This window comes from Streptomyces sp. NPDC088553 (assembly GCF_044752965.1).
Lineage (GTDB): Bacteria > Actinomycetota > Actinomycetes > Streptomycetales > Streptomycetaceae > Streptomyces.
This window is the reverse complement of record NZ_JBIVMG010000005.1, coordinates 111,716-135,663: the sequence shown is the minus strand read 5'-3', so window position 1 is coordinate 135,663 and position 23,948 is coordinate 111,716. Positions and strand designations below refer to the sequence as shown.

The following is a 23,948-nucleotide window of genomic DNA, read 5'->3' as shown; positions in this document are numbered from 1 at the left end:
ACGCACTTTGGCTGCTTCTTGTCGTGCGGGGACGCATTCTCATATGCGCCCGGCATGAGCAGCGGAGGGGACTTCCCCAACTCTACCGCGCCCAACCATGCAGAATTGCCCCTTCCGCTTTATGGCGCGGAAGGGGCAATTCAAGAAAGACGGGACAAGCGGCGAGCCGTGAGGGGCTCAGCAGCCTCCGGCGACGGCCGGGATGATCGAGACGCCGGCGCCGGCCGGGGTGGCCGTCTCCAGGCCCTGCTCGAAGCGCACGTCGTCGTCGTTCACGTAGACGTTGACGAAGCGGCGCAGCTTGCCCTGGTCGTCCAGGACCCGGGCGGCGATGCCCGTGTGGTTCTTCTCCAGGTCCGCAATGACCTCGGCGAGGGTCGCGCCCTCGGCCTGGACCTCGGACTGCCCGCCCGTGTAGGTGCGGAGGATGGTGGGGATGCGGACGTTCACGGCCATGTCTTCGAAACCTTTCAGAGGGCCAGGCCGGCGTCGCGGAACGCGTCCAGGCTCGGGCGGATGGTGACGGTCGCCTGAGAGGTGTCGGCCACCGCGTCCAGGGTCTTGAGTCCGTCGCCGGTGTTGAGGACGACGGTGGTGAGGTTCGGGTCGATCAGCCCGTTCTCGACGAGCTTCCTCGTGACGCCGACGGTCACGCCGCCCGCGGTCTCGGCGAAGATGCCCTCGGTCTGCGCGAGGAGCTTGATCGCGTCCACGACCTGCTCGTCGTTCACGTCCTCCACGGCGCCGCCGGTGCGGCGGGCGATGTCGAGGACGTACGGGCCGTCGGCCGGGTTGCCGATCGCGAGCGACTTGGCGATCGTGTTCGGCTTCTGGGGCCGTACGACGTCGTGGCCGGCCTTGAAGGCCACCGACACCGGGGAGCAGCCCTCGGCCTGGGCGCCGAAGATCTTGTACGGCTTGTCCTCGACGAGGCCGAGCTTGATGAGCTCCTGGAGACCCTTGTCGATCTTCGTGAGCTGGGAGCCGGAGGCGATCGGGATGACGAGCTGGTCGGGGATGACCCAGCCGAGCTGCTCGCAGATCTCGTACGCCAGCGTCTTGGAGCCCTCGCCGTAGTACGGGCGGAGGTTGACGTTGACGAAGCCCCAGCCCTCGCCCAGCGGGTCGCCGATGAGCTCGGAGCAGAAGCGGTTGACGTCGTCGTAGTTGCCCTCGATGGCGACGAGGTCACCGCCGTAGACACCGGCCATGACGACCTTGCCCTGCTCCAGGTCGTGCGGGATGAACACGCAGGAGCGGAAGCCGGCGCGGGCGGCGGCGGCACCGACGGCGCCGGCCAGGTTGCCCGTGGAGGAGCAGGAGAGGGTGGTGAAGCCGAAGGCGCGGGCGGCCTCGATGGCCTGGGCGACGACCCGGTCCTTGAAGGAGTGGGTCGGGTTGCCGGAGTCGTCCTTGACGAAGAGCCTGCCGGGGGCGACGCCGATCTCGCGGGCGAGGTTGTCGGCCTGGACGAGCTTGGTCCAGCCCGGGTTCAGGTTGGGCTTGTCGGCGACGTCGGCGGGGACGGGCAGCAGCGGGGCGTAGCGCCAGATGTTGGCGGGGCCGGCCTCGATCTGCTTGCGCAGCGCCTCGGGGTCACCGGTGGGGAGGTCGTACGCGACTTCGAGCGGTCCGAAACAGAGTTCGCAGGCGAAGATCGGGCCGAGCGGGAAGACTTCACCGCATTCGCGACAGGAGAGTCCGGACGCGGGACCGAGGTCGACCGAAGTGGCGGGGGTAGCAGTCTGTACAGCCATGGAGGCGAGGCCCTTTCTCCTCATCTTTCCCATGACGAATTTTTCGCCATGAGACGGATTTGGCACCTTCCCTAGCCGGGGGCCTCGCTGGAGGACGAGACAAACCGACTGGAGGGTTGCCGGGGCTTCAACGGGCCGTTTCCCTCTGCCCCTCTGGATGAGCGGTATTCGATTGTGAAGCGCGGTGAACTTTCGTTCCTGCGCTCCGGCGCGGGCGGCACCCCGACGTGCATCGGGCATCCGCGTTGTTCAAGACTGTAACCGAAGGCCCGGACGCTTGGACCGGCCGTCCGAACCGCGAGATGGAGATCACGTGCTGGAAGAGGTGGAGCGCTGGCTGGACCGGGGGTCCTGGTCCGTGGCGGACCGGCCGCTGGAGCGGATCCTCGCCGCGAAGCGGAACACGAAGGTCAGCGTCGTCCTGCCGGCGCTGAACGAGGAAGCGACGGTGGGTGACATCGTCGCCGTGATCCGGCGTGAGCTCATGTCGGAGGCGGTGCCGCTCGTCGACGAGCTGGTGGTGATCGACTCGGGCTCCTCGGACCGTACGGCGGAGGTGGCGGCGGCGGCCGGGGCGCGGGTGGTGGCGCGGGACGCGATACTCCCCCGGATACCGGCCGTGCCGGGCAAGGGCGAGGTCCTGTGGCGGTCGCTGATGGTGACCACCGGGGACGTCGTGTGCTTCATCGACGCGGACCTGCGGGACTTCTCGGCGGACTTCGTGTCGGGGATCGTGGGCCCTCTCCTCACCGACCCGGACGTGGACTTCGTGAAGGCGATGTACGACCGCCCGTTCGGAGACACCCCTGGTCAGGGGGGTCGGGTGACGGAGCTCGTGGCCCGTCCTCTGCTCAATCTGCACTGGCCGCGGCTGGCCGGTTTCGTGCAGCCGCTGGGCGGCGAGTACGCGGCGCGCCGGTCCCTCCTCGAACGGCTGCCCTTCCCTGTCGGTTACGGAGTGGAGCTCGGCCTGCTGGTGGACGCCCTGCACACGGTGGGCCTGGACGCGCTCGCGCAGGTGGACGTGGGGGTGCGCAAGCACCGGCACCAGGACGGGCAGGCGCTGGGCCGGATGGCGGCGGCGATCTACCGGACGGCGCAGCTGCGGCTCTCGCGGGGCCATCTGGTGCGCCCCCGGCTGACGCAGTTCGAGCGGGGCGAGGAGGGCTTCGAGCCGCGGACGTACGACGTGGACACGGAGGAGCGGCCACCGATGGCCGAAATCACCGAGTATGCGCACCGCCGCGTGGCGTAACGCCGGATGATGATCCGTTTTGCCTACATTGCCCTTTTATGGGCTTCAGACAACATCACCTGGGCAGGGGGCTCGCGGCCGCCGTGGCCGTCGGACTGACGGCGGGCTCGCTGGCGTTCACGGCGGCGGGGCCGGCCGCGGCGGACGTGGTCGAGCCGTTCGGCAAGCGGTACGACGCGTCGCTGTACGGCGACTTCACGACCGTCGGCAACACGGTCATGGGCTGTCCGGACGCCCCCGCCGACCTGGCCGCCCGTTGTGCGCTCGCGGCGAGCGGCCAGGGCTCGGACAACAACAACACCTTCGCGATGCGGCGGATCGACGCCGGCGCCCTCGGGAGCGAGTACGGCTCCAGCACCGGCCGTGTACGGATCCCGGCGGGCGCGGAGGTGGCGTACGCCCGGCTCTTCTGGGGTGGCAACGACGGCACGTACACGGGGCCGAGCGGGGCGCGGCTGAAGCGCTGCGACATCTCCGGCGCCGATGTCGAGCGCTCGCCCGGCGACCCCACGACGACCGCCCCGGTGATCAAGGTCGGGGCGGGCGCCCTGACCCCGGTCTCGATCGACAGCATGGTCGCCGACCCGGCCGACACCAACGGCCCGCACTACTACACCGGCGAGTCGGACGTGACGGCCGCGTTCGCGGGCACCTCCGGTACGGACGCGCAGGTGACCGTCGGCAACATCTGGGCGCCCGACGGCAAGGGCTGCGTGGCGGGCTGGTCGCTGACCGTCGTCCACAGGTTCCCGGGTCCCGACCCGGTCCGCGCGCCCGAGCGGCGGAACGTGTACGTGTACGGCGGGCACGTCCTCCAGCGCTCGTCCTCCCCCGCGACCACGATCAGCGTGGACGGCTTCCATCGGAGCGGCGGCAAGGCGCGGGCGAGCGTCACCGCGTACGAGGGCGACTGGAACACCCCGGGTGACACCTTCCTCGTCGACGGCAGGAACGTCACCGAGGCCCACACGGGCAACACCAGCAACTTCTTCATCAGCGGGGACGACGGTGCCGTCGCCCCCGACCTGGTCAACAACCTGAGCATCGACGCGAAGGCCTTCGACATCCCCGACGGCGCCGTCCCGCAGGGCGCCACCTCGGCCGATCTGACCTTCACGACGCGCGGCGACACCTACGTGCCCTCCGCGCTGGCCTTCTCCGTTCCGGTCCCCGACCTGGAGATCACCAAGACGGCGAGCCCGCGCACGGTGAAGCCGGGCGACACGCTCACGTACACGATCACCGCGAAGAACGTCAGCGCGCACGACTACCCGAACGCCAGGTTCAGCGACGACCTGAGCGGGAACCTCGACGACGCCGAGTACCGGGGCGACGTGCGGACGGACCTGGGCACGGTGACCTACAAGGCGTCCAGGATCGGATTCGCGGGGACCATCCCGGCCGGGCGGACGGCGACCGTCACCTACTCGGTGAAGATCAAGAGCCCGCCGACCGGAGACGGGAGGCTCCGCAACAGCGTGAAGGTCGAGACCCCCCGCTCCAACTGCGGAGACGGCAGCGAGGACCCCGCCTGCGGAGCGACCCCGGAGCTCAGGAAGCCGAAGCCGACCCCCACGCCGACGCCGGCCCCGGTGGATCCGACCCCGACGCCGGTGGACCCCACGCCCACCCCCACGGACCCGACACCGGCCCCGGTCGAGCCCACGCCCACCCCGACCCCCGCCGATTCCACCCCCGCACCCCCGGCCCCCGGACCGCACGGGATCGGCGGCGGCGGCTCGATGGCCGACACCGGCGCCGACGGCGAGCGGCTGTGGCTGCTGGGCGCCCTGGGCCTGGCCCTCGCCGCCACCGGCCTGGTCGCGAAGGCCGCGATGCGCGGCCGGCGCGAGAACTGACGGCCCTCCGGAGGTCCGGCCACCCTCCGTGGCCGGATCCCCTCGTCTCGTATACGTACGTTTGAGCGTTTACGGGACGGGCTAGGTTCGCCACATGGCATCCGTACTCGTGGCATCCAACCGGGGACCCGTCTCGTACGTGCGCGGCGAGGACGGTGAGCTCGACGCCCGCAGGGGCGGCGGCGGCCTGGTCTCCGGGCTGAGCGCCGTCTCCTCGCAGGACAGCCTGTGGGTGTGCGCGGCGCTCGGCGAGGGCGACCGGGAGGCCGTCCGGCGCGGCATCGGCGAGCCGGGCGTCCGGATGCTGGACATCGACCCGGAGGTGTACGCCGACGCGTACAACGGCATCGCGAACTCGGTTCTGTGGTTCCTCCACCACCACCTGTACGACATCCCCCGCGAGCCCGTCTTCGACGCGGAGTTCCGGCGCCTCTGGGAGTCGTACCGCGCCTACAACCGCGCCTTCGCCGAAGCCCTGGCCGCCGAGGCGGACGACGGCGCGGCGGTCCTGGTGCAGGACTACCACATGGCGCTCGTCCCCGGGATGCTGCGGGAGCTCCGCCCCGACCTGCGGATCGGGCACTTCACCCACACGCCCTGGGTGTCCCCCGAGTACCTGCGCATGGTTCCGGACGACATCGTCGAGGAACTCCTGTGGGGCATGCTCGGCGCCGACGAGCTGGGCTTCCACACCTGGGGATGGGCGTCGGCGTTCATCAGCTGCTGCTCCCAGCGCGACGACCCGACCGGGACGGCCCAGGGCGTCCGGCCGAGCGGCGACCCCTGGCACGGGGTGGAGTGGCGCCGCCACGGCGTCGGGAAGGGCCGCACCCGGGTCCGGGCGTACCCGCTGGGCGTCGACGGCGACGAGCTGCGGGCCCTGGCCCACCGCCCCGAGGTGGACGAGGCCCTCGCCCGTCTCCGCGCCGAGGTGGGCGAGCGCAGGACCATCGTCCGCGTCGACCGCACGGAGCTGTCGAAGAACATCCTGCGCGGCCTCCTCGCCTACCGGGAGCTGCTCACCGTCCACCCGGAGTGGCGCGACCGGGTGGTCCACCTGGCCTCGGCGTACCCCTCCCGGCAGGATCTGGAGTCGTACCGCGCGTACACGGCCTCGGTGGCCGACCTGGCCGCCGAGATCAACGCGGAGTTCGGCACGGCCGACTGGCAGCCGGTGATCGTCTCCGTGGAGGACGACTTCACCCGCTCCCTCGCCGCGTACCGCCTGGCGGACGTGGCCCTGGTCAACCCGGTGCGCGACGGCATGAACCTGGTCGCGAAGGAGATACCGGTGGTCTCGGACGCGGGCTGCGCGCTCGTCCTGTCGACGGGCGCGGGCGCGTACGAGGAGCTGCGCGAGGACGTCCTCGCGGTGAACCCCTTCGACGTCTCGGAGACCGCCGTCGCCCTCCACACCGCCCTGACGATGCCCCTGTCCGAACGCGCCGACCGCACGAAGCGCCTCGCGGCGACGGCCACGGCCCTGCCCCCGCAGCGCTGGTTCCTGAACCAGCTCGACGCGCTGCGGGAGCAGAGCTAGGAGGAGGACCGCTCCGGGGAGGCGGCGGCCGCCCGCTCGCGCCCCCACAGCGCCAGGGGTTCGAGGGCCTCGTTGAGGCGGACGCCGTCCTTCGTGAGGGCGTACTCGACGCGGGGCGGGACCTCCTCGTAGGAGACCCGGTCCACGATGCCGTCCGCCTCCAGCTCCCGCAGATGGGAGGCCAGGACCTTCTCCGTGATGCCCGGGACGAGCCGGCGCAGCTCGCCGAAACGGCAGTGCGGCCGCTGGTGCAGCGCCCACAGGATGAGCACCTTCCACTTGCCGCCGATGACCTCCATCGCCGCGTCGATCCCGCAGACGTGGCCGTCCTCGGTGCCGGGCCGGTTCAGCGTCGCCATGTGCCCCACCCTTCTGACCTGTTCGCTCACCTCAGGGTAACCACCCACTTCCAAGTGGGTACTTGAGCAGGTCAGAGCCCTGGAGCAGCCTTGTGATCATGACAGCGAACACGATCGAAAAGACCCCCGTCACCCTCCTCGGCCTCGGCGCGATGGGCACCGCCCTGGCCCGCACCTGGCTCGCCGCCGGGCACCCGCTCACCGTCTGGAACCGCACCCCGGCCCGCGCGGAGGCGCTGGCCCCCGAGGGCGCGAAGGTCGCGGACACCGCGGCCGAGGCGGTCGCGGCGAGCACCCTCGTCATCGTCTGCCTCCTCGACGACGCCTCGGTGGAGACCGCCCTGGACGGTGTCGACCTGACCGGCAAGGACCTGGTCAACCTGACCACCACGACCCCCGCCCAGGCCCGGACCCGCGCCGCGTGGGCCGAGGAGCGCGGCGCCCGCTACCTGGACGGCGGCATCATGGCCGTCCCGCCGATGGTCGGGATCCCGGAGGCCGGCAGCTACGTCTTCTACAGCGGCTCGCGGGAGCTGTTCGAGCTCCACCGGGAGTCCCTCGCCGTGCCGGTGAACACCACCTACGTCGGCGAGGACGCGGGCTTCGCGGCCCTGCACGACGTGGCCCTGCTGAGCGCCATGTACGGGATGTTCGCGGGGGCCGCGCACGCCTTCGCCCTGATCCGCGAGGAGGACATCGACCCGGTCGCGTTCGCCCCGCTGCTCGGGGACTGGATCCGGGCGATGGTCGGTCCCGGGGTCGACGGGACCGCTCGCCGGCTGGCGAGCGGCGACCACGACGACACGGACTCCAACCTGGCGATGCAGGTGGCCGGCACGCCGACCTTCCTGGCGACCGCCGAGGGCCAGGGCGTCAGCCCGGAGCTGGTCCTGCCCTACTTCGAGCTGATGCGCCGCGGGCTAGAGGCGAACAGCGCCGGGCAGGAGGCGACGAGCCTGGTGGACCTGCTCGTACGGAAGGGCTGACGGGGACGGCCCCGGCTCAGGCCTCCCGCCGTACCGCCTCCGCCAGCGCCCTCAGGAACTCCACCACCCCCGGCGGGCCAGCCACCGCGAGGTCCCCGCGGTCGGCCAGCTCCGGGACCTCCGTGGACCCGGAGCAGACCAGGAGCCCCGGGACGCCGTCGAAGCGGAGCTTCTCGACGGCGGCGAAGGCGGGCAGGTCGCCCAGGTCGTCGCCTGCGTAGAGCACGGACCCGGCGCCCACCTCCCGTACGTACTCCGCGAGCGCGACGCCCTTGTCCATGCCCGGCGGCCGCAGCTCCAGGACCATGCGGCCGGGCTCCAGGACGAGGCCGTGGTGGGTGGCGAGGTCGCTCAGCGGGCCCTTGAGGGCCTCGAAGGCGCCCTCCGGGTCGAGGGCGCGGCGGGTGTGGACGGCGACCGCGCGGCCCTTCTCCTCGATCCAGACGCCCGGCCAGGCGCCGGCCCGGTCGAGGAAGCCGGGGAGCTCGGCGCGGACGGAGGCGACGCCCGGGTGCGGGGCGGCGGCCCGGACGGTACCGGTGACGGCGTCCCAGCGTTCGGCGCCGTAGTGGCCGAGGACGACGAGGTGCTCCAGGCCGGGGACGCCGGCGAAGCCGCCGTACCGGACGGCGACCCCGGCGGGGCGGCCGGTCACGACGGCGACGGAGGCGACCTCGGGCGCGAGCGCGGCGAGCGCCTCGACGGCGCCGGGGTGGGCGCGGGCCCGTTCGGGGTCGGGGACGATCTCGGCGAGGGTGCCGTCGAAGTCGAGGGCGACGACGGCCTTCTCGGGCCGCGCGAGCAGCGCGGCCAGACCGTCGCGGCCGGCGGATGTGGTCGGGTGCGGGAGGCTGACCATACTCCCGACCCTACCCACGCACGCCGCCCACGTCAGGGCCACGGACAAGACGGCACGTGAGGAGCCCGGCGCGGGCACCGGGGGCCCTCGCTTCAGCGCTTGAGTCTCTTCTCGTCCCGCACCCGCCGCAGCCGGTTCACCGTCACCGGGTCGTGGGCGAGGGCCCTGGGGTCGTCCAGGAGGGCGTTGAGAAGCTGGTAGTAGCGGGTCGGGGAGAGTCCGAGGCTCTCGCGGACCGCGCGTTCCTTGGCGCCGGGGCCGGGCCAGGAGCGGCGCTCGACGGCGAGGAGGGCCTGCTCGCGCTCTCTGAGCCCGCCTTCGTCGCCGTTGTCCGCCGCTTCCCGCTCCTCGGTCATACGACCAACCTATTACCCGGCGCTCCTCGACGCCGTGGCCGCCCGGTCGAGCGGCGCTCCTCGACGCCGTGGCCGCCCGGTCGAGCGGCCCCTCCTACTCGGCGTTCTCCGCCGCCGTCGCCGCGCGTCCGATCGCCCCGAGGACCTCGGAGGGGACCCCGGCCGGGGCGACGGCCTTGCCGATGTTCTGCTTGACGTTCTCGCTGACCTTGGCCCAGGACGTCTTGCCGACCGGCGGGAGCTGGCTCTCCGGGAGCGTCTTGAGGAAGACGCGCAGGTTGGCGTGCTCGGGCTCGGTCTCCATGCGGGTGGAGGCGGTGACGGTGACCGGCAGGAGGTCGTTGTCGCCGGCGAACTTCAGGACGTTCTCGTCGCTGAAGACGAAGTTGAGGAAGTCGCCGATCTCCTTGCGGTGACCGTTCTGCTTGAAGCCCATGATCCAGTCGGCCACGCCCATGGCGGCCTCGGCCTGGCCGTCGGCGCCCGGGAGCGGGATCTGCCCGACCTCGACGCCCTTCTTGGCGGCTTCCTTGAGGAGCGAGGGGTGGCCGTTGAGCATGCCGACCTCGCCGTTCGCGAAGGCGGCGAAGGCGGCCTTGCGGTTGAGCTTGCCGGGGGCGACGGGCCCGGTGAGGCCCTTGCCGACCAGGTGGTTCTTGAGCCAGTCGAAGGTCTTGATGTTGGCGTCGGAGTCGACCGCGTAGTGGTCGGTGCCGTCGGTCCAGCCACCGCCGCCGCTGAGCATCCACATCAGGGCCTCGGCCTGGGCCTCCTCGGGGCCGAGGGGCAGCGCGAAGGGGGTGCGGACACCGTCGTCCTTCAGCTTCCCGGCGGCCTCGGCGAGCTCGGCCCAGGTGGTGGGGGGCTTGGCGCCGGCCTTGTCGAAGAGGGCCTTGTTGTAGAACAGCGGCCGGGTGGAGGCGACGAAGGGCAGCCCGTACTGGGTCCGCTTGTGCTCCCCGGCGTCGACGAGCGGCGCGAGGAAGTTGGACTGGACGGGTATGGAGAGGAGCTCGTCGGCGGCGTAGAGCTGGTCGGCTGCCGCGTAGTCGGCGTAGGCGCCGATCTGCGCGATGTCGGGGGCCTTGTCGGCCGCGACCATCTCGGCGACCTTGCGGTCGACGTCGTCCCAGGACTCGACCTGCACCTCGACCTTGACGCCGGGGTGTCCGGCCTCGAAGGCGGCGACGAGGCCGGCCCAGTACTTCTTGGTGGTGTCGCCGCCGGTGAGGTCGTAGTCGGCCGCGACCAGTCTCAGGGTCACGTCGCCGGAGTCACCCCCGAGGGAACCACAGCCGGCGACCGTGGCGGTCAGTCCGAGTGCGGCGACGGCCGCGGTCAATCCAAGAAATCGTCGCCGCTCCACGGCTTCATCCACCTTTTGCTCGTCGTTGAGCTGCATCGAGCCGCACGTTTGCTCTGCGCAGGGCCGTAAGTCTCTCGCGTGCGCGGGTATGAGGTCTACACCACTCGGGTATCACTTCCGCAACGCCACCGGGACGATGGGCCCCATGACGGGACCCGAATTTGTATCCGTACGCAACAATCCTCGGCAGTGGACTAGACCTTTTGGGTCCCCGAGGGCCAAACTGTCACCCGTGAGACACGTCATCGCCCTGGATGTGGGCGGCACCGGCATGAAGGCCGCCCTCGTCGGGGCGGACGGCACCCTGCTCCACGAGGCCCGCCGCGCCACCGGACGCGACCGCGGCCCCGAGGCCGTCGTGGAGACCATCCTCGGCTTCGCCGCCGAGCTCCGCGCCCTCGGCCAGGAGCGGTATGGCGAGCCCGCGGCGGCCGCCGGAGTCGCCGTCCCCGGCATCGTCGACGCGGAGAACGGCATCGCCGTCTACGCCGCCAACCTCGGCTGGCACGACGTTCCCATGCGCGAACTCCTCAGCGGCAGACTCGACGGCATCCCCGTCGCCCTCGGCCACGACGTCCGCACCGGCGGCCTCGCCGAAGGCCGCATCGGCGCGGGCAACGGCGCCGACCGCTTCCTCTTCGTGCCCCTCGGCACCGGCATCGCCGGCGCCATCGGCATCGGCGACCGCATCGAGGCCGGCGCCCACGGCTACGCCGGCGAGATCGGCCACATCGTCGTCCGCCCCGGCGGCACCGTCTGCGGCTGCGGCCAGCGCGGCTGCCTGGAGCGGTACGCCTCCGCCTCCGCCGTCTCCCAGGCCTGGGCCGAGGCGAGCGGCGACCCCAAGGCCGACGCCGCCGACTGCGCCAAGGCCGTCGAGTCCGGCGACGCCGCCGCCCTGCGGATCTGGCAGGACGCCGTCGACGCCCTCGCGGACGGCCTGGTCACGGCCCTCACCCTGCTGGACCCCCGCACGCTCATCATCGGTGGCGGACTCGCCGAGGCCGGGGAAACCTTGTTCACACCACTTCGGGCCGCGGTGGAGGAGCGAGTCACGTTCCAGAAGCTGCCCGCCATCGTCCCGGCGGCCCTCGGGGACACCGCCGGATGCCTGGGCGCGGGCCTCCTCGCCTGGGACCTGCTCGCCGACCAGCGCCCCCAGCGCCCCACCGACTCGGAGGTTTCCGCCTGATGGCCGATCACAAGGTTCTCGCCGGCGCACACGTCGTGCTGCCCACCGGGATCGTCGAGAACGGACGCGTGATCGTCGAAGGCGACCGCATTGTCGGCAGCGCACCGGAGGGCACCCCGGCCGTCGACCTGACCGGACACTGGCTCGTCCCCGGCTTCGTCGACATGCACAACCACGGCGGCGGCGGCGCGTCCTTCACCTCCGGCAGCGTCGACGAGGTCCTCAAGGGCGTCCACACCCACCGGCTGCACGGCACGACCACCGTCGTCGCCTCCTTCGTCACCGGCGAGATGGACTTCCTCACCCAGCGGGCCGGGCTCCTCTCCGAGCTCGCCGAACAGGGCGAGATCGCCGGCCTCCACTTCGAGGGCCCCTTCATCTCCCCCTGCCGCAAGGGCGCCCACGACGAGACGCTGCTCCGCGACCCCGACCCGGCAGACGTCCGCAAGCTGATCGACGCCGCCCGCGGCCAGGCCAAGATGGTCACCCTCGCCACCGAACTGCCCGGCGGCATCGACTCCGTACGCCTGCTCGCCGAGCACGGCGTGATCGCCGCCATCGGCCACACCGACGCCAGCTACGAGCAGACCGTCGAGGCCATCGACGCCGGCGCCACCGTCGCCACCCACCTCTACAACGCGATGCCCGCCCTCGGCCACCGCGCACCCGGCCCGATCGCCGCCCTCCTGGAGGACGAGCGGATCACCGTCGAGCTCATCAACGACGGCACCCACCTCCACCCCGCCGCCCTGGAGCTCGCCTTCCACCACGCGGGACCCGAGCGCGTCGCCCTCATCACCGACGCCATGGACGCCGCCGGCTTCGGCGACGGCCGCTACATGCTGGGCCCCCTGGAGGTCGAGGTGAAGGACAGCGTCGCCCGCCTCGTCGAGGGCGGCTCCATCGCCGGCTCCACCCTCACCCTGGACCGCGCCTTCAAGCGCGCCGCCACCATCGACGGCCTCCCCGTCGAGTCGGTCGTCCAGGCGATCTCCGCCAACCCGGCCCGGCTGCTCGGCGTGTACGACCGCGTCGGCTCCCTGGAACCCGGCAAGGACGCCGACATCGTGGTCCTGGACGCCGAGTTCACCGTCAAGGGCGTCATGCGCAAGGGCGAGTGGATCGTCGACCCGAAGGTCTGAGCACGCCCCGAGGACGCTTCTGATCAGGAGTCACACGGAACGGCGGTGGGCCGAGGGTCTGGGCCAACCGCCTTTCGTTTGGCATGATCAGTGCCCGTCGGAGCACGCGTTCCGCAGGACTTCACACGGAGTACGGGGGTTGGTCAGGTGATTCTCACGGTCACCCTCAACACGGCGGTGGACCTGACCTACCGGGTCCCCGCCCTCACCCCGCACGCCTCCCACCGGGTCACCCAGGTCATCGAGCGCCCCGGCGGCAAGGGCCTCAACGTCGCCCGGGTGCTCGCCGCGCTCGGCCACGAGACCGTCGCCACCGGCTTCGCGGGCGGCGCCACCGGTGCCGTGCTCCGCGAGCGGCTGGCCACGACCCCGGTCCGCGACGAGCTCGTCGAGACCACCGGCCCCACCCGCCGCACCGTCGCGATCGTCGACACCACGACCGGCGACACCACCCAGCTCAACGAACCGGGCCCCACCGTCACCGCCGCCGAGTGGACCGCCTTCCGCACCCGCTTCACCGCGCTCCTCGACGGCGCCGCGGCGGTCGCCCTCTGCGGCAGCCTCCCGCCGGGCATCCACGTGGGGGCGTACGCGGAACTCGTCCGCCTCGCCCGCACGGCCGGAGTCCCCGTCCTCCTCGACACCAGCGGCGAACCCCTCCGGCGCGGCATCGCCGCCCGCCCGGACCTCGTCAAGCCCAACGCGGACGAACTCGCCCAGCTCACCGGCACCCGCGACCCGCTGCGCGCGACCCGCGAGGCGCGGGGCCGCGGCGCCCGCACGGTCGTCTCCTCGCTCGGCCCCGACGGCCTGCTCGCCGCGACCCCGGAGGGCCTGTGGCGCGCGGCCCCGCCGGCGGCCGTCAAGGGCAACCCGACGGGCGCGGGCGACTCGGCCGTCGCCGGCCTGCTGTCGGGCCTGGTCGACGGCACACCGTGGCCCGACCGCCTGTCCCGCGCGGTCGCCCTCTCGGCGGCGACGGTGCTCTCACCGGTGGCCGGCGAGTTCGACCCGACGGCCTACGAGGAGCTGCTGCCCCGCGTGAAGGTCACAGAGGAACCGGACCGGCCGTGACGCACGGCGCCGTCATGCGGTGACTAGGACTGCTTCGGCGGCCCGACTTCCAGCCAGTCGAGCAGCACGTCGCACTGATTGCCCGTCTCGCACGAGATCTTGATCTCGTTCTCGCCCTTCTGGAGGTCGACCGGCGCCCAGGTGGTCTGCCAGTTCTTCTCCAGGTTCGGGTCCGAGGAGTGGATGAAGTTCTTCAGGCCGAGGGGCGAGGTGTTCGGCTTGCCGTTCACCGTCAGGGTGGCGTTGGCGTCCACGGCGGGGATCGCGTAGCGCACGGTCAGGGCGTACTTCCCCTTCGCCGGCATGTTCGCCTTCCAGGTCACCGAGGAACCGACCTGGTTGAAGCCCGCGACGTACGTGCCGTTCGAGCCCTCGGCACCCTTGACGTCCGTGGCGAGTCCCGCGCTGCCACCCAGCTTCAGCGTGGCCGCGTCCTGCTTCGGGAGCTCGGCCGGGGTCTCGTCGGCGCTCGGCTCGGTGCTGGGCTCCTCGGACGGCTTCACCGGCGCGGTCGCGCTGGTGCCACCGGTGCCGGCCTGCTTGTCCTTGTCGTCGTCCTTGCCCGAGTTCGTGATCACCGCGGCCGCGATGCCCACCACGACGACCGCGACGACCGCGACCGCGCCGATGAGGATGCCCCGGGTGTTGGGGCCGCGGCCGGAGCCGCCACCGTGGTGGTGCTGCGGCGGGGGTCCCTGCCGGGTCGGCGGGCCGCCGTAGGTCTCCGGAGCGGCGTACTGCGCCTGCGGCTGGCCGTACGGTGCCTGCTGCTGCGGCGGTACGTAGGGCTGCGCGTGCTGCTGGCCGCCGTGACCGCCGTACTGGCGCTCGCCGACCGTTCTGACCTGGTTGTACGAGGTCCGGGGCACGCCTGGCTGCGCCGCGGCCGGGCCGGGATAGCCGTAGCCGCCCCCACCCGGGGGCTGGGCGCCCGCTGCCTGACCGTCCTCGTACAGGTAGCCGAACGGGTCGTCGTTCTCGGGCTTGTTCGCGCCGTCGTTACCGGCAGCCATCCGGGTTCCTCTCCATGCTCGCCAGCCGTCGCCGACCGGCCGAGCCTACCCCGAACGGACCAGCCCCCGAAGCGGCCCCGGGCGTGTCAGGAGCCTCAGCCGGCGCGGCGGTGGACCTTGGCGCGGGAGCGTTTCTCCACGTACATCCGCTGGTCGGCGGAGTTCAGGACCTCTTCCACGGTCATCCCGCATTCGGCCCATCCGATGCCGAAACTCGCCCCGACCCGGACCGCCCGACCGTCCACCCGGATCGGCGGAATGATCGCGTTGCGCAGGCGTACGGCCAGATCGGCCGCGTCGGCCGCGCCGAGCCCGTCGGCGAGGACGACGAACTCGTCACCGCCGAGCCGGGCGACCGTGTCACCGTCGCGGACCCCGGTGGTGAGACGGCGCGCGACCTCGATGAGCACCGCGTCACCGGTGTGGTGCCCGAAGCGGTCGTTGATCGACTTGAAGCCGTCGAGGTCGCAGAAGAGGACGGCGAGGCCCTTGGTGCCGTCGTCGATGTCACCGCCCGAGGGGGCCACCATGTGGACGTGGTGGTCGTACGGGCCGACGCCCGCCGGCTCGAAACCGAAGCCGTGCTCGTGTTCGTGCTCGTACGGCGACTCGTAGCCGGAGTGACCGGGGCCACCGGAGCCGCCGGAGTCGTATCCGGCGTGGCCGGGCTGATCGGCGTGGGCCTGGTCGTAACCCGTCCCGTAGCCGCCGTCCCGGCCCGACTCGTACCCCCCGCCGTACCCCGCGGCCTGGTCGGCCGACACGTGCGCCGCCGGGCGCTCGCACAGCCGGGCGGAGAGCCGGGAGCGCAGCTCGGCGCTGTTGGGGAGGCCGGTGAGGGCGTCGTGCGAGGCGCGGTGGGCGAGCTGGAGCTCGTGCCGCTTGCGCTCCTCGATGTCCTCGACGTGGGTGAGGAGGAAACGCGGACCGTCGGCCGCGTCGGCGACGACCGAGTTCCGCAGGGACACCCACACGTACGTGCCGTCGCGCCGCCCGAGCCGCAGCTCGGCCCGGCCGCCCTCGGCGGAGGTCCGCAGCAGCGTCCCTATGTCCTCGGGGTGGACGAGGTCGGCGAAGGAGTAGCGCCGCATGGCGGCGGCGGGCCGGCCGAGGAGCCGGCACAGGGCGTCGTTCGTACGCAGCAGCCGGCCGTGCTGGTCGCCGCCCATCTCGGCGATGGCCATGCCGGAGGGGGCGTACTCGAAGGCCTGCCGGAAGGACTCCTCGCTGGCGCGGAGCGCCTGCTGCTCCCGCTCCAGGCGGACGAGGGCACGCTGCATGTTGGAGCGGAGCCGGGCGTTGCTGATGGCGATCGCCGACTGGGAGGCGTACATCTGGAGCGCCTCCTGGCCCCAGGGGCCCGGGTGTCGGCCGTTGCGCGGACGGTCGACGGATATGACCCCGAGGAGCTCACGGCCGGAGCCGGGCGGGGGTCCCCCCGGGCGGGCGGAGCCGAGCCGGGGCGAGTACATGGGGGCGTAGAGACGGTCGTGCGGGTGCCACTCGTCCTCGAAGCGGGGCGCGGGGCCGTCGGTGTGCCATTGGGGGACGTCGTCCTCCATCAGCACCCAGCCCTCGGTGTGCGGGATGAACCGCAGGTCGCCCCAGGCGGTCGCCATCGACAGGCGGCGGTCCCAGGAGGCGCGGGAGCCGACCCGGCCGGTGATCAGGGCCTCGGCGGCGGAGCTGCCGGCGAAGGCGGCGACGACGAGGTCACCGTCGGGGCGTACGAGGTTGACGCAGGCAAGCTCGTAGTTGAGACCGGCGACCACACCGTCGGCGACGGTCTGCAGGGTGTCCGCCAGGCTGCGCGCAGTGTTGAGGTCCGCCACGACCTGATGCAGCTGCCGCAGGGTCGAGAGACGGACGTACGGCTCCGACTCGGTCTCCATCGCTCGCTCTCCCCGAGACCTCGACAGCAACTCCAGGGTTCTCATCGGCTTCGTGTTGCACAGTCACCGTTCGTATTGCACTGTCACTGCCACTGAATCACAGCGAGCTGCACACCCGGTACACAGGGTCAGCAAATACTGGTCGCTGTGACTCAAGTCACAGCAGGTCATGGCGGGTCGCCCCGGTCCGCGCGGGGCCGCGCCCGCCCCGGGCCCCGGGTCCTAGGACCGGCGGGGGTGGCGGCCTGGTCCCCGGGCCCGATGCGGCACCCGAACGGCCGGGACTAGCGTGCGAATGTGCTGCAGAAGACCCCGACCTCGCCTCCCGTGTCCGATCTGGCCATCCCTCATGCTGAGGGGGTGAGCAACGACGAGTTCCGGGCGGCGATGTCCCGCCTCGCGGCCGGTGTGGTCCTGGTGACCGCGCACGACCCCGACGACGGGCCGCGCGGCGAGGACGTCGGCATGACCGCCACGGCCTTCGTGTCGGTCTCCCTCGACCCGCCCCTGGTCCTGGTCAGCCTCCGCAACGGCTCCCGCATGGACGACCTGCTCACCGACGTCCCCGTGTGGGCGGTGTCGATCCTCGGTGAGAACCAGCGCCACATCGCCGGGCGCTTCGCCATGAAGAACCGCGTCAGCGACAGGCTCCTCTTCGCCGACCTGCCGTACACCCGCGGCGAGGAGAGCGGCGCCCCGCTCATGGGCGGCGCGCTGGCGACCCTGGAGTGCCGCACGGAGAGCCGGGTCGTGGCCGGTGACCACACGCTCGTGGTGGGCCGGGTCCTGTCGGTGGACGCCGGCGCGGCGGGCGGCGGGCCGTTGACGTACTACCAGGGGAAGTACCGGAGCCTGTCCTGAGCCCTCAGCGGTGGGGAGCGGCCCTCAGCCCCAGTCGCGGGACTGGCGCGTCCGCTTCGTCTCCGAGCGCTGCTTCTTCTCGCGCAGCCGCCGCTCGTTGATACCGCGGGGGATCTTCGTCGGACGGCGGGGCTTCGGCGGCGGGGCCGTCGCCTCGGCGAGCAGCGCGGCGAGCCGCACCGCCGCCGTCTCGCGGTTGCGCCACTGGGAGCGGTGCTCCGAGGCGCGGACCGTCACGACGCCGCCCACCAGGCGGCCGGCGAGGCGCTCCAGGGCGCGGGCCTTCCACACCTCGGGCAGCGCGTCGGTGGCCGCGAGGTCGAAGCGCAGCTCGACCTGGGAATCGCTGGTGTTCACATGCTGACCGCCCGGGCCCGAGGAACGCGAGAAACGCCACTGGAGCTCGGCCTCGGGGAGCGAGACGGAGCCGCGGATGGGATACGGACCGGACATGCCCTCCATGTTCCCCGCAGGGGGCCATCGGAGTCATCCTGTTTTCGCCGGGAGCGCCCCGGGAACCGTCCGGGGGCACCACGCGTTTCTCCAGGCGAAGACATCACGATGAAAGGGACTTTCCATGGCTGTGAGCCTGTCCAAGGGCGGCAACGTCTCTCTGACCAAGGAGGCCCCGGGCCTCGCCGCTGTCACCGTGGGCCTCGGCTGGGACGTCCGCACCACCACCGGCACCGACTTCGACCTCGACGCCTCGGCGATCGGCGTGGACGCCGCCGGCAAGGTCGCGTCCGACGCGCACTTCGTCTTCTTCAACAACAAGTCGACGCCGGACCAGACCATCGTCCACACCGGTGACAACCGCACCGGCGAGGGCGGCGGCGACGACGAGCAGATCAACGTCAACCTCGCGGCCCTCCCGCCGACCGTCGACAAGATCGTCTTCCCGGTCTCCATCTACGACGCGGTCAACCGCTCGCAGAACTTCGGCCAGGTGCGCAACGCCTACATCCGCATCGTGAACCAGGCCGGCGGCGCCGAGCTCGCCCGCTACGACCTCTCCGAGGACGCCGCCGTCGAGACCGCCATGGTCTTCGGCGAGCTGTACCGCAACGGCGCCGAGTGGAAGTTCCGCGCGGTCGGCCAGGGCTACGCCTCGGGCCTCGAAGGCATCGCCCGCGACTTCGGCGTCAACCTCTGACCGACGCCCCGCGACACCCTTGAGCCCCGGCGGTTCGCCCGCCGGGGCTCTACCCTTGCCGCGTGATCGTCGAAGCCCTCGTGCCCAAGGCCCTGGAGGACGGTGCGGCCCTCCCCGGCCCGCTGCTCACCGAACTCACCGCGCTGTACGCCTCGAACGAGGAGTTCCAGCAGCTGAGCGGCGACTTCCCGGACCCGTCCGACATCCGGCCCGAGCAGGTCGCGGCCGCCCTCGCCGACGAACTCGCGCAGGCCACCGCCGAGGTCCTGCTGGGCCGTTCCGAGGGCCGGCTCGTCGCCGTCGCCATCACCCTCGGCCGCCACCCCGACCCGGCGGAAACCGAACCGTGGCTCGGACTCCTCATGGTCCACGGGGACGAACGGCGCGCGGGCCACGGCCGCCGGCTCGCCGCGTACGTCGAGGACCGCTTCCGCGCCCAGGGCCGTACGGGCCTGCGGCTCGCCGTCCTGGAGAACAACCCGAAGGCCCTCGCCTTCTGGACCTCCCTCGGCTACGAGGAGACCGACCGCCGCCCGGACCTCGCCCACGGCCGCGCGTGCGTGGTCATGCGGAAGGCCCTGGCCTGACCCCCACCAGGGACAGCGCGTCGGCCGCCGCCGGGGAGAGCTCCTCCACCGGCCCGGTCAGCGGCCGCCAGGCGACGGCCTCCGTACTGCCGTCCGTCTCGGTGACGACCAGGGGATCACCGGGGCGGAGCTCCACCGCGTAGAAGACCGCCACCAGGTGCCAGGTCACACCGTTCCGGGTGACCGTGTAGGTACGGGCGTCGACCAGCCGGGCCCCGGTGAGCACCTGGCCCGTCTCCTCGTACAGCTCGCGCGCCAGCGCCTCCACCGGCTGCTCGCCGGGGTCGATCCCGCCTCCCGGGAGATGCCAGAGACCGGGCTCGAAGACCGGCGAGGCCTCCGACAGACGGGTCAGGAGCAACTGCTCGCGCTCGACGACGATCGCGTAGGCCGAGACGCGTTTCCGCACACCTGTGGTCATCGTTTCCCCTCCGGGTTCATCGGTTCCGGGTTCCTCGGTTCCCCTCCGGGTTCGTCGGCGGGACCAGCCCCGCCTCGTGCGCGGTGATGGCGGCCTCCACCCGGTTGCGGGCCCCGAGCTTGGCGAGGACCGCGCTGACGTGCGCCTTCACGGTGCCTTCGACCAGATGGAGCCGGGCACCGATCTCCGCGTTGGAGAGCCCGGCGCCGAGCCCCGCGAGCACGTCCCGCTCCCGTGGCGTCAGATGGTCGAGAGGGCGGTGCGGCCGGGCCGCCCGGTGGGCGCGCAGGCCCGCGATGACCCGGGCGGCCACCCTCGGGGACAGATACGCCCCGCCCGCGCCCACCGCCTGCACGCCGTGGAGGAGCTCCCGGGGGTCGTCCGCCTTCAGCAGGAAGCCGCTGGCCCCCTCTTCGAGCGCGCGCGAGATGAACGCGTCCTCCCCGAAGGTCGTCAGCATGATCACGCCGGTCGCCGGCCGCACGCGGTGGATCCGTACCGCCGCCGCCAGGCCGTCGAGGCCCGGCATCCGGATGTCGAGGAGGACCACGTCGGGGCGGTGCCGGCGGGTCAGCTCGACGGCCTCGTGCCCGTCGGCGGCCTCCGCGACCACCTCCGCCCGCTCGTCCCGGGCCAGGATGGCCCGCACCCCGGCCCGGACCATCGCCTCGTCGTCCGCCACCAGGACACGGACCGGACGACGGGCTGCTGCGCTCTCTTCCACCGGTCGAGCCTACGGCCGGAGGAGGAGGCCGTACCCCTGACGAAGGGAAGGAAGCCGCTGCCGAAGGCCCCATGCGCCGTCCCGGCACCCGCTCCTAGCGTCCACCCCGTGATCGCACTCAGAGAACTCACGAAACGGTACGGCGGCACGACCGCCGTGCACGGCCTCACCCTGGACGTCCGCGAGGGGAAGGTGACCGGCTTCCTCGGCCCCAACGGCGCCGGGAAATCCACCACGATGCGGATGATCCTGGGCCTCGACCACCCCACCCGGGGCTCCGCCCTCATCGATGGCAGGCCCTACGCGGCCCTGCGCCACCCGGTCCGAGAGGTCGGGGCGCTCCTCGACGCCAAAGCCGTGCACCCGACCCGTACGGCCCGCTCCCATCTGGTCGCGCACGCCCGCAGCAACGGCATCCCGGTACGCCGGGTCGACGAGGTCCTGGATCTGGTGGGCCTCGCCAAGGCGGCCCGCCGCCGGGCCGGTTCGTACTCCCTGGGCATGTTCCAGCGTCTCGGAGTGGCCGGGGCGCTGCTCGGCGACCCCCCGACGCTCGTCCTGGACGAACCCGTCAACGGCCTCGACCCCGACGGCGTGCGCTGGATGCGCCGACTCGTGCGGGGGCAGGCCGCCCAGGGCCGCACGGTCTTCCTCTCCAGCCATCTGATGAGCGAGATGCAGCTGACGGCCGACCACCTCGTCGTCATCGGCCGGGGCAGGCTGCTCGCCGACACCCCGATGGCCGACTTCCTCGCGGGCGGCGCCACCGCGTCCGTACGGGCCGAGGTGCCCGATCCCGGAGAACGGTCCGTCCTCGTCCGCCACCTCGCCGCCGAGCCCGGGGTGACGGTGGAGGCGGAGACGTCGCCCTCCCCCGGGTCGGTCGTCGTCCGGGGCCGGACCGCCGCCCAGGTCGGCGACCTCGCCCACCGCCACGGCGTCCGACTGCACCGGCTGAGCGACGTCGGGGCCTCCCTGGAAGAGGCGTACATGGAACTGACGGCACGGAGCGTCGAGTACGTGACGGGAGGCGAGAACGGTGACCACGAGCCGCACGCGTAACGGAACCACGGACGGCCCTCCGCCGGGTGGCGCCCCGACGGGGGACGGTCCGACGGGGGACGGTCCGACGGGGGACGGTCGGGCGGGCAGGGGCCGCACGCACCCGAGCCCGGGACCCGCCGGCCTCGCGGGGGCATTCGGCGCGGAGTGGACCAAGCTGTGGTCCGTCCGCGCCCCGTACGTCTGTCTGCTCGCGGCCCTCGCGGTCACCGGGGTGTTCACCTACTACTACGGCTCGATCGCCCGCATCAACGCCCGCCCCGTCCAGCCCCTCGGCAACGCCCCCGTCTCCTCCGCGGTCCTCGTCCAGTTCGCCGTCGTCGTCCTGGCCATGACCACGGTGACCAGCGAGTACACGACCACCGGCATCCGCGCCTCGCTCCTCTGGGTGCCCGTCCGGCACCGGGTCCTGCTCGCCAAGGCCCTGCTCACCGCCGCGGTCTCGTTCGCCGCCGGCGCCGTGAGCGCGGTCCTGGGCATGGCGGTGGCCTGGGCCCCGTTCTCCGGCCACGCGTCCTTCGACGCCGCGTCAGCCACCCGTCAGACCCTCGCCGTCGGCGGCTACTACGCCCTCGTCGCCGTCCTCACCGTGGGCGTGTCCTTCGCCACCCGGCACGCCGCCGGAGCGCTCGCCGTCCTCGTCACCCTGCTCTGGGCGCTGCCGGCCACCCTTCTGGCGCTAGGCGGCCCCGCCCTGCTCACCGTGCACGACCTGCTCCCGCACAGCCTGGGCAGCCACCTCATGCGCGGCGGCCCCGACACCCCCCATCCCCCGGGCGTGGCGGTCCTGCTCCTGGTGGCCTGGGCCCTGGCCGCCCATCTGACGGGCCGCTGCCTGCTGCTCCGGCGCGACGCGTAGCGTCGGACGGATGACAGCCCCGGCGCACCGGCGCCTCCTCGGCGACCTGGCCCTCTGGGCGGCCCTGTGCGGCGCCCACGTCGTCTGGTTCCGCGGCGACTCGGACCCCTCGGTCACGGGGGACCTGGTGCTCCCGCTCCTCGTGGCGACCGTCGCCGTCCCGCTCGCCCGGCGCCGGCCGACAGCGGCGGTCGCCCTGGCCGGCGCCCTGTGCGCCGCGGGCCTGGCGGACGCCACGAGCCCCGCGCACGTCGCCGTCCTCACCCTGGGCACGACGAGCTGTCTCCTCGGGGTGCGGACCGCCGGCGCGCGCACCCCGCTGCTGGTCCTCGCGGGCTGCCTGGCCGCCGCCCTCGCCGTCTGCGCCGTCCTGCGGGCGGGGCCGGTGTGGTGGTTCTACACGCTGGCGGTGCTGCCGACCGCGCTCCTCCTGCCGTGGCTCGCCGGCCGGTACTGGCGCGGGCGGACCGAGCTGGTCAGCGGCGGCTGGCGGCTCGCGCGCAGCCTGGAGGAGCGGCAGCGGTTCGTGGCGGAGCGGGCCCGGCTGACGGAACGCGCGGACATCGCCGCCGACATGCACGACTCCCTCGGCCACGCCCTCAGCCTGGCCGCGCTGCGGGCCGGGGCCCTCGAACTCTCCCCCACCCTGACCGAGCGGGACCGGGAGGACCTGGCCGAGCTGCGCGGGACGATCGCGGACGCCGTCGACCAGCTACGGGAGACGGTCTCGGTGCTGCGCACGGGGCCGGACGCGCTCCCGCCCTCGGCCGTGGCCCCCGCCGACACCGTCGAGGAGCTCCTCGGCCGGGCGGTCGCCTCCGGCGTCCCCGTCCGGTGGGAGCGCGAGGGACCGGCGCCCGCGCTCTCCCCGCTGATCGAACGCGGGGTGTACCGGGTGGTGCGCGAAGCCCTCACCAACGCCGTCAAGCACGCGCCCGGCGGCACCGTCCGGGTCCGCATCACCCACGACCACGAGCGGGACCACACCCGCGTACGGGTCGTCAACGCCCTGCCGGTGCCGGGCCCGCCGCCCGTCCGGCCGATCGGCGGCCACGGTCTGGCGGGGCTGCGGGAACGGGTCACCGTCCTCGGTGGCACCCTGTGGGCCGGTCCGTACGAGGACGGCTTCCACGTCAGCGCCACCCTGCCGCACCGCGCGACCCCACCGCACGGCGCCGCGAAGGGCGGCGGAGAGCAGCAGAGCCGCCCGAGGAACAGCGGCGGTCCTCGCACCGGCGGCTCCGCGTCCGAAGCCGCCGGTCGGCTCGCCCAGGTGCGGCGCAGCACCCGGCTCAGGCTCGCGGCCGCTTTCGCGATACCCGCCGGAGCGGCGCTCTTCTTCGTGCCGGCCGCCGTGTTCCTCGCGTACCAGCTGGGCACCGGTGTGCTGGCGCCGTCCCGCTACGAGGAGCTGCACGTCGGCGGGACCCGCGCCGAGCTGGCGGAACTGCTCCCGGCGCGCCCCTTCCCGTATCCGCCGGACGACGCGCGTGCCGCGCCCCGGCCGCCCGGCACGGAGTGCGTGTTCTACCGGTCGAACGGCAACCTCCTGGCGGAGGTCGACCTCTACCGCCTGTGCTGGTCCGGCCCGCGCCTGGCCGCCAAGGACGTGCTGGTCCCCTAGCCCCTGG

General features: G+C 72.7%; 24 protein-coding genes and 1 riboswitch. Of the genes, 13 read left to right on the top strand and 11 right to left on the bottom strand.

Annotation, left to right across the window (positions count from 1 at the left end; genetic code table 11):
- Nucleotides 1-177: 177 nt before the first annotated feature.
- Both ACIP8Z_RS17350 and thrC read right to left on the bottom strand, forming a co-directional pair.
- Nucleotides 178-456, bottom strand: coding sequence for a MoaD/ThiS family protein (locus ACIP8Z_RS17350; RefSeq protein ID WP_017238235.1), 279 nt, complete (start codon nucleotides 454-456; stop codon nucleotides 178-180).
- A 14-nt stretch (nucleotides 457-470) separates the two neighbouring features.
- The gene (thrC, locus tag ACIP8Z_RS17345; protein WP_402085275.1) at nucleotides 471-1,781 is read right to left on the bottom strand and encodes a threonine synthase; all 1,311 of its coding nucleotides are present in this window, start codon (nucleotides 1,779-1,781) and stop codon (nucleotides 471-473) included.
- Nucleotides 1,775-1,921, bottom strand: a riboswitch (SAM riboswitch). Its footprint overlaps the gene before it by 7 nt.
- Before the next feature lie 149 nt (nucleotides 1,922-2,070).
- On the opposite strand from thrC, the gene ACIP8Z_RS17340 reads away from it, so the two are divergent.
- From ACIP8Z_RS17340 to ACIP8Z_RS17330, 3 genes are all read left to right on the top strand, one after another.
- A complete protein-coding gene (locus ACIP8Z_RS17340; RefSeq protein ID WP_402084139.1) occupies nucleotides 2,071-3,012 on the top strand; it encodes a glucosyl-3-phosphoglycerate synthase in 942 nt (313 codons plus the stop codon).
- A gap of 38 nt (nucleotides 3,013-3,050) precedes the next feature.
- Entirely contained in the window at nucleotides 3,051-4,871 is a 1,821-nt protein-coding gene (locus tag ACIP8Z_RS17335; RefSeq protein ID WP_402084137.1) for a hypothetical protein, read from the top strand.
- A gap of 94 nt (nucleotides 4,872-4,965) precedes the next feature.
- Nucleotides 4,966-6,411, top strand: coding sequence for a trehalose-6-phosphate synthase (locus tag ACIP8Z_RS17330; protein WP_402084135.1), 1,446 nt, complete (start codon nucleotides 4,966-4,968; stop codon nucleotides 6,409-6,411).
- Here the strand turns inward: ACIP8Z_RS17330 and ACIP8Z_RS17325 are convergent.
- Nucleotides 6,408-6,770, bottom strand: a complete 363-nt coding sequence (locus ACIP8Z_RS17325) for a winged helix-turn-helix transcriptional regulator (RefSeq protein ID WP_402084133.1) — start codon at nucleotides 6,768-6,770, stop codon at nucleotides 6,408-6,410. The two genes, ACIP8Z_RS17330 and ACIP8Z_RS17325, sit on opposite strands and share 4 nt — an antisense overlap.
- Before the next feature lie 98 nt (nucleotides 6,771-6,868).
- Here ACIP8Z_RS17325 and ACIP8Z_RS17320 point away from each other — a divergent pair, with 98 nt between their 5' ends.
- Nucleotides 6,869-7,756 (top strand): NAD(P)-dependent oxidoreductase, encoded by an 888-nt coding sequence (locus ACIP8Z_RS17320; protein WP_402084130.1) that lies wholly within the window; start codon nucleotides 6,869-6,871, stop codon nucleotides 7,754-7,756.
- A 16-nt stretch (nucleotides 7,757-7,772) separates the two neighbouring features.
- Here the strand turns inward: ACIP8Z_RS17320 and otsB are convergent, their stop codons facing one another.
- The 3 genes from otsB to ACIP8Z_RS17305 all read right to left on the bottom strand — a co-directional run bounded on the left by otsB (nucleotide 7,773) and on the right by ACIP8Z_RS17305 (nucleotide 10,373).
- Entirely contained in the window at nucleotides 7,773-8,615 is an 843-nt protein-coding gene (otsB, locus tag ACIP8Z_RS17315; RefSeq protein WP_402084127.1) for a trehalose-phosphatase, read from the bottom strand.
- 92 nt (nucleotides 8,616-8,707) lie between these two features.
- Complete coding sequence (locus ACIP8Z_RS17310; protein ID WP_402084124.1) at nucleotides 8,708-8,971, bottom strand: DUF3263 domain-containing protein; 264 nt, start codon at nucleotides 8,969-8,971, stop codon at nucleotides 8,708-8,710.
- Between the two features lie 94 nt (nucleotides 8,972-9,065).
- Nucleotides 9,066-10,373 carry an ABC transporter substrate-binding protein gene (locus tag ACIP8Z_RS17305; RefSeq protein WP_402084122.1) on the bottom strand — a complete coding sequence of 436 codons (1,308 nt, stop codon included), beginning with the start codon at nucleotides 10,371-10,373 and terminating at the stop codon, nucleotides 9,066-9,068.
- Between the two features lie 196 nt (nucleotides 10,374-10,569).
- Here ACIP8Z_RS17305 and ACIP8Z_RS17300 point away from each other — a divergent pair, with 196 nt between their 5' ends.
- The 3 genes from ACIP8Z_RS17300 to ACIP8Z_RS17290 all read left to right on the top strand — a co-directional run bounded on the left by ACIP8Z_RS17300 (nucleotide 10,570) and on the right by ACIP8Z_RS17290 (nucleotide 13,745).
- Nucleotides 10,570-11,529 carry an ROK family protein gene (locus ACIP8Z_RS17300; RefSeq protein ID WP_402084120.1) on the top strand — a complete coding sequence of 320 codons (960 nt, stop codon included), beginning with the start codon at nucleotides 10,570-10,572 and terminating at the stop codon, nucleotides 11,527-11,529.
- A complete protein-coding gene (gene nagA / locus ACIP8Z_RS17295; RefSeq protein ID WP_402084118.1) occupies nucleotides 11,529-12,671 on the top strand; it encodes an N-acetylglucosamine-6-phosphate deacetylase in 1,143 nt (380 codons plus the stop codon). The genes ACIP8Z_RS17300 and nagA overlap by 1 nt, the downstream gene beginning before the upstream one ends.
- A gap of 147 nt (nucleotides 12,672-12,818) precedes the next feature.
- On the top strand, nucleotides 12,819-13,745 hold the full coding sequence (locus ACIP8Z_RS17290; protein WP_402084116.1) for a 1-phosphofructokinase family hexose kinase: 927 nt from the start codon (nucleotides 12,819-12,821) through the stop codon (nucleotides 13,743-13,745).
- 23 nt (nucleotides 13,746-13,768) lie between these two features.
- Here the strand turns inward: ACIP8Z_RS17290 and ACIP8Z_RS17285 are convergent, their stop codons facing one another.
- Nucleotides 13,769-14,758, bottom strand: a complete 990-nt coding sequence (locus tag ACIP8Z_RS17285) for a CBM35 domain-containing protein (RefSeq protein ID WP_402084113.1) — start codon at nucleotides 14,756-14,758, stop codon at nucleotides 13,769-13,771.
- A gap of 95 nt (nucleotides 14,759-14,853) precedes the next feature.
- Nucleotides 14,854-16,650 carry a diguanylate cyclase CdgB gene (cdgB, locus tag ACIP8Z_RS17280; RefSeq protein WP_402084111.1) on the bottom strand — a complete coding sequence of 599 codons (1,797 nt, stop codon included), beginning with the start codon at nucleotides 16,648-16,650 and terminating at the stop codon, nucleotides 14,854-14,856.
- A 297-nt stretch (nucleotides 16,651-16,947) separates the two neighbouring features.
- Here cdgB and ACIP8Z_RS17275 point away from each other — a divergent pair, with 297 nt between their 5' ends.
- On the top strand, nucleotides 16,948-17,511 hold the full coding sequence (locus tag ACIP8Z_RS17275; RefSeq protein WP_319311135.1) for a flavin reductase family protein: 564 nt from the start codon (nucleotides 16,948-16,950) through the stop codon (nucleotides 17,509-17,511).
- 24 nt (nucleotides 17,512-17,535) lie between these two features.
- On the opposite strand, the gene arfB is transcribed toward ACIP8Z_RS17275, so the two are convergent.
- Entirely contained in the window at nucleotides 17,536-17,964 is a 429-nt protein-coding gene (gene arfB, locus ACIP8Z_RS17270; protein ID WP_383861912.1) for an alternative ribosome rescue aminoacyl-tRNA hydrolase ArfB, read from the bottom strand.
- 124 nt (nucleotides 17,965-18,088) lie between these two features.
- Here arfB and ACIP8Z_RS17265 point away from each other — a divergent pair, with 124 nt between their 5' ends.
- A complete protein-coding gene (locus tag ACIP8Z_RS17265; RefSeq protein WP_030321928.1) occupies nucleotides 18,089-18,664 on the top strand; it encodes a TerD family protein in 576 nt (191 codons plus the stop codon).
- A 62-nt stretch (nucleotides 18,665-18,726) separates the two neighbouring features.
- Nucleotides 18,727-19,251, top strand: coding sequence for a GNAT family N-acetyltransferase (locus ACIP8Z_RS17260; protein ID WP_402084107.1), 525 nt, complete (start codon nucleotides 18,727-18,729; stop codon nucleotides 19,249-19,251).
- On the opposite strand, the gene ACIP8Z_RS17255 is transcribed toward ACIP8Z_RS17260, so the two are convergent.
- Both ACIP8Z_RS17255 and ACIP8Z_RS17250 read right to left on the bottom strand, forming a co-directional pair.
- Nucleotides 19,229-19,672 carry an NUDIX hydrolase gene (locus tag ACIP8Z_RS17255; protein ID WP_402084104.1) on the bottom strand — a complete coding sequence of 148 codons (444 nt, stop codon included), beginning with the start codon at nucleotides 19,670-19,672 and terminating at the stop codon, nucleotides 19,229-19,231. The two genes, ACIP8Z_RS17260 and ACIP8Z_RS17255, sit on opposite strands and share 23 nt — an antisense overlap.
- Nucleotides 19,673-19,688: 16 nt before the next feature.
- Nucleotides 19,689-20,396, bottom strand: coding sequence for a response regulator (locus ACIP8Z_RS17250; RefSeq protein WP_402084101.1), 708 nt, complete (start codon nucleotides 20,394-20,396; stop codon nucleotides 19,689-19,691).
- 108 nt (nucleotides 20,397-20,504) lie between these two features.
- Here ACIP8Z_RS17250 and ACIP8Z_RS17245 point away from each other — a divergent pair, with 108 nt between their 5' ends.
- From ACIP8Z_RS17245 to ACIP8Z_RS17235, 3 genes are read left to right on the top strand one after another with little or no spacing between them, the layout of a single operon-like run.
- A complete protein-coding gene (locus tag ACIP8Z_RS17245; RefSeq protein WP_402084098.1) occupies nucleotides 20,505-21,458 on the top strand; it encodes an ABC transporter ATP-binding protein in 954 nt (317 codons plus the stop codon).
- On the top strand, nucleotides 21,436-22,317 hold the full coding sequence (locus ACIP8Z_RS17240; RefSeq protein WP_402084095.1) for an ABC transporter permease: 882 nt from the start codon (nucleotides 21,436-21,438) through the stop codon (nucleotides 22,315-22,317). Before ACIP8Z_RS17245 ends, ACIP8Z_RS17240 begins: the two co-directional genes overlap by 23 nt.
- A 10-nt stretch (nucleotides 22,318-22,327) precedes the next feature.
- A complete protein-coding gene (locus ACIP8Z_RS17235) occupies nucleotides 22,328-23,941 on the top strand; it encodes a sensor histidine kinase (RefSeq protein WP_402084092.1) in 1,614 nt (537 codons plus the stop codon).
- Nucleotides 23,942-23,948 lie beyond the last annotated feature (7 nt).